General features: G+C 44.8%; 4 protein-coding genes. 2 read left to right on the plus strand and 2 right to left on the minus strand.

The features are described 5' to 3' along the window. The first annotated feature begins 213 nt into the window (after window positions 1-213). Window positions 214-1,293, plus strand: a complete 1,080-nt coding sequence (locus B9J84_RS15565) for a 3-deoxy-7-phosphoheptulonate synthase (protein WP_047690207.1) — start codon at window positions 214-216, stop codon at window positions 1,291-1,293. 11 nt (window positions 1,294-1,304) lie between these two features. After that, window positions 1,305-2,432, plus strand: coding sequence for a bifunctional chorismate mutase/prephenate dehydrogenase (gene tyrA, locus B9J84_RS15570; RefSeq protein WP_013857543.1), 1,128 nt, complete (start codon window positions 1,305-1,307; stop codon window positions 2,430-2,432). 45 nt (window positions 2,433-2,477) lie between these two features. Here the strand turns inward: tyrA and B9J84_RS15575 are convergent, their stop codons facing one another. Both B9J84_RS15575 and ettA read right to left on the minus strand, forming a co-directional pair. Continuing rightward, window positions 2,478-2,855, minus strand: a complete 378-nt coding sequence (locus B9J84_RS15575) for a PilZ domain-containing protein (protein ID WP_013857542.1) — start codon at window positions 2,853-2,855, stop codon at window positions 2,478-2,480. 190 nt (window positions 2,856-3,045) lie between these two features. Next, window positions 3,046-4,713 carry an energy-dependent translational throttle protein EttA gene (gene ettA, locus B9J84_RS15580; protein WP_010319161.1) on the minus strand — a complete coding sequence of 556 codons (1,668 nt, stop codon included), beginning with the start codon at window positions 4,711-4,713 and terminating at the stop codon, window positions 3,046-3,048. Between the last annotated feature and the right edge of the window lie 118 nt (window positions 4,714-4,831).

Consider the following 4,831-nt stretch of genomic DNA (forward strand, 5'->3'; position numbering starts at 1 on the left):
CTCACTATTTTAGGTGAGATAGAGAGAATAAAATACGCGTCAGCTTATATTTTTTGCTTTAATAGAAGATAAATACGTGTGTAATTTTATTTTTACATGTTATGTTTTTTTAAATTTACACTTGAAATGTTTTTAAAGCCTGTTAATTTGTCTTTTATTGGTGTTTAGGTATGCAATAAGATTTTGTGTAAACAAATAATTACAGGTGATGAGATGCAAAAAAGTGAACTAAGTAATATTAACATCAGTGATGAGCAAGTGCTGATCACTCCGGAACAATTAAAAGCTAAGCTGCCGCTCAGTCATCAAGCTCGCCAGTTCATTCAACACTCTCGTCAGACAATTGCCAATATTATTCATAAAAAAGATCACCGTTTACTGGTGGTGTGCGGTCCTTGCTCTATTCATGATATTGATGCGGCAAAAGAGTACGCAAAGCGCTTGAAATCACTCTCAGAGCAGTTGAGTGATCAACTGTACATTGTCATGCGTGTTTACTTTGAAAAGCCGCGTACAACGGTTGGCTGGAAAGGTCTGATTAACGATCCTCATCTTGATGGCAGTTTTGATATCGAACATGGTTTACACGTTGGTCGTCAATTGTTAGTTGAGCTAGCGGAGATGGAGATCCCTCTGGCGACCGAAGCGCTTGATCCGATCAGCCCTCAATATTTAGCCGATACATTCAGCTGGGCGGCGATTGGTGCACGCACTACGGAATCCCAAACACATCGAGAAATGGCCAGTGGTTTGTCGATGCCGATTGGGTTTAAAAACGGCACCGATGGCAATTTAGCAACGGCAATCAATGCGATGCAGGCGGCATCATCCAGCCACCGCTTTATGGGCATTAATAGTGAAGGGCAAGTGGCCTTACTTACCACTCAAGGCAACCCAAATGGACATGTCATTTTACGTGGCGGTAAGCAAACCAACTACGATTCAGTGTCGGTCACCGAGTGTGAGCAAGAGATGGCAAAACATAAATTGGATGCCTCGTTAATGGTGGACTGCAGCCATGCTAATTCACGTAAAGATTACCGTCGTCAGCCGTTAGTCGCTGAAGATGTGATTCATCAAATTCGTGAAGGAAATCAGTCTATTATTGGTTTGATGATTGAAAGTCACCTCAATGAAGGTAATCAATCTTCTGACCTTCCTCGCAACGAAATGGAATACGGTGTATCGATTACGGATGCCTGTATTAATTGGCCATCAACTGAGGCACTATTACGACATGCTCATCAAGAGCTCGTTCCGTTCTTAGAAAATCGCCTAAAAAAAGGTGAATAAAGGGAAGTGCCATGGCTGTTGAACTTAACGAATTACGTGATCAAATTGATGCTGTCGATAAACAAATGGTCGAGCTGCTTGCACGCCGATTAGCTTTGGTTGAAAAGGTGGGGGAAGTCAAGAGCCGACATGGTCTACCTATTTATGCTCCCGATCGAGAAGCGGCGATGCTGGCTTCTCGCCGCGCTGAAGCGGAAAGAAAAGGCGTCCCGCCACAACTGATTGAAGATATTTTGCGCCGTACTATGCGTGAATCTTATGCCAGTGAAAAGGATTCTGGCTTTAAGTGCTTAAACCCAGAGCTGCGCTCTGTGGTGATTATTGGCGGTCATGGTCAACTTGGTGGCTTATTTGGCCGTATGTTCAAACTGTCGGGCTATCAGGTGAAAGTATTAGGCAGTAAAGATTGGCATCAAGCCGATGAGATACTGCATGATGCCGGTTTGGTTGTGGTGACGGTTCCTATTCACTTAACCGTCGGTGTGATTGAAAAACTTGCTCATTTGCCTGCCGATTGTATTTTGTGCGACCTCACATCGATTAAGTCTAAGCCGCTACAGGCGATGCTTAAAACACACTCTGGCCCAGTGGTTGGATTACACCCAATGTTTGGCCCAGATGTCCCTAGTATGGCCAAGCAAGTGATCGTCTATTGCGATGGGCGAGGAGAAGCGAGTTATCAGTGGTTGCTAAAACAGTTTTCGATATGGGGAGCGAGTTTGTGCCAGATTGATGCCGCAGAACACGATCACGGCATGACCTTGATCCAAGCACTGCGTCACTTCACTTCATTTGTATACGGTTTACATCTTTCTAAAGAAAATCCGAATATCCAAAAATTACTGCAGCTGAGTTCACCGATTTATCGTTTAGAACTGGCGATGGTTGGACGGCTTTTTGGTCAAGACCCTCACTTGTATGGCGATATCATTTTCTCATCGGAAGAGAACGTTGAGATGATAAAACGTTTTCATGCTTGTTTTGGCGAGGCGTTAACCTTACTTGACGGGCGTGAGAAGCAGGCTTTTGTGGAAAACTTTAGCAAAGTGAGTGATTGGTTTGGCAGTTATTCACAACAATTTATGCTTGAAAGTCAAAACTTGTTAAAACAAGCGAACGATGCCATTCATCGTGTTTAAGGCTGTCTGAACGGCGAGTGCGGTTGTTGTGAATACGGCCGCCGCTCATTCTTCCGGTTCATCCCCTAAATCAGACAAGTATTCCAGTTCGCGATGGAGCAAACTTTCATCACCCATGTTCAATTCAACTAAACGTTTCAAATGGCCAATACTTTCAATATCAATGTGATTGATGCTGACACGAATAATGTTGTTTTGAATGTGGATCAACTTGGCGACTAGATTAATAGTGACATCGCTGTCTGGTAGTGTGAAATGGACTTGTGCCATTTCATTGAGCACTAATTTGTCCGCGTCAGGGCATGAGAGCAATAGTCCATGCAGCGACAAATCTTGAATCGTTGTGGTGACGGTATGTTTACCTTGCAATAAGGTGGCAGGCATCTGATAGATGATGCGTGAAAAGCGACGTCTTTCAATCATGGTACTCTCTCTTGTTGAGCGTTGACCTGTGCCAGCTTCGGCTCTGTATCGATCATTGAAAAATTATACCCATTAAGTTTAGACCTAATTGAAGGCAGTGTCGCGAATCCTGCATCTTGTTGTGTGATGCAGGATGTACAAGTAACAAAAAGGCCGCAATAGATTGCGGCCAGAGACTTCAAATACAGAGTTATTTGGTCATACGCTTGTATTTAATGCGGTGTGGTTCAGCCGCTTGAGCGCCCAACGTCTGTTTTAACCACTCAGTGTATTCGCTGTAGTTGCCTTCATAGAATTTCACTTCACCTTCATCACGGTAGTCCAGAATGTGGGTCGCAATACGGTCTAGGAACCAACGGTCGTGCGAGATAACCATGGCGCAACCAGGGAATTCCAGCAGCGCTTCTTCCAATGCGCGTAGCGTTTCAACATCCAGATCGTTGGTTGGTTCGTCGAGTAATAGGACGTTACCGCCAGCTTTAAGCAATTTGGCTAAGTGAACACGGTTGCGCTCACCGCCCGATAGTTGACCAAGCACTTTTTGTTGATCGACGCCTTTGAAGTTAAAGCGAGAGCAGTAAGCACGCGCAGGAATTTCAAAATTGTTGATCTTGATAATATCCGCCCCTTCAGAGATCTCTTGGAAGACGGTATTTTTGTCGTTCATGCTGTCACGGAACTGATCAACCGAGGCTAATTTCACGGTTGCGCCCAATTCAATTTCACCAGAATCTGGTTGCTCTACGCCACTTAGCATTTTAAACAGCGTTGATTTACCCGCACCGTTAGCACCGATGATGCCGACAATCGCCCCTTTCGGCATGCTAAATGACAAATTATCAATCAGTACGCGATCACCAAACGATTTGGTTAAGTTACGAACTTCCAATACTTTGTCACCTAAACGTTCGCCCGGCGGGATGAAGAGTTCGTTGGTTTCATTACGTTTTTGATGTTCAGTATTATTAAGTTCTTCAAAGCGTGCCATACGTGCTTTGGATTTTGCTTGGCGGCCTTTCGGGTTTTTACGAACCCATTCCAGCTCTTTTTCAATCGTTTTTTGACGAGCACTCTCTTGAGATGATTCTTGCTTTAAGCGTTCATCTTTCTGTTCGAGCCACGAGGTGTAGTTACCTTGCCAAGGAATGCCTTCACCGCGGTCAAGTTCTAAAATCCAACCAGCAGCATTATCAAGGAAGTAACGGTCGTGGGTGATGGCGACGACTGTGCCTGAATAGTCGACAAGGAAGTGCTCTAGCCAAGCAACAGATTCCGCGTCTAAGTGGTTGGTTGGTTCGTCAAGCAGCAGCATATCTGGCTTTTCAAGTAGCAAACGGCAGATCGCCACACGGCGGCGCTCACCACCAGACAAAACGGCGATTTTAGCATCCCATTCTGGTAGACGAAGTGCATTGGCCGCACGTTCTAAAGCGTTCTCTAAATTATGGCCATCTTTGGCTTGAATCAGAGCCTCGAGCTCACCTTGCTCTTTGGCTAACGCATCAAAATCGGCGTCGGGTTCTGCATATGCCGCATAAACAGCATCGAGGCGAGTTAGTGCGCCAGCAACATCAGAAACAGCCTCTTCCACCACTTCACGCACGGTTTTTGATTCATCCAGTACTGGTTCTTGAGGCAAGTAGCCGACTTTCAATCCTGCTTGCGGGCGTGCTTCCCCATCAATATCAGTATCGATGCCAGCCATGATACGTAACAGGGTGGATTTACCTGAACCATTGAGACCTAAAACACCGATTTTAGCTCCAGGGAAAAAGCTCAGAGAGATGTCTTTGAGAATTTGACGCTTAGGCGGGACAATTTTACTCACCCGCGACATGGTATATACGTATTCAGCCATTGCCGATTGTTCCTAATCTTAGTAACAGAAGAAAGTGGTCATTTTATACCAAAGCGATCGCATTTGTTACTAGGTACCTAATTTTTAGAGCTTAGATGGTGTTTTTCATCGATAAAAA

This window comes from Vibrio sp. V03_P4A6T147 (assembly GCF_002241085.1).
GTDB classification, from domain to species: domain Bacteria; phylum Pseudomonadota; class Gammaproteobacteria; order Enterobacterales; family Vibrionaceae; genus Vibrio; species Vibrio anguillarum.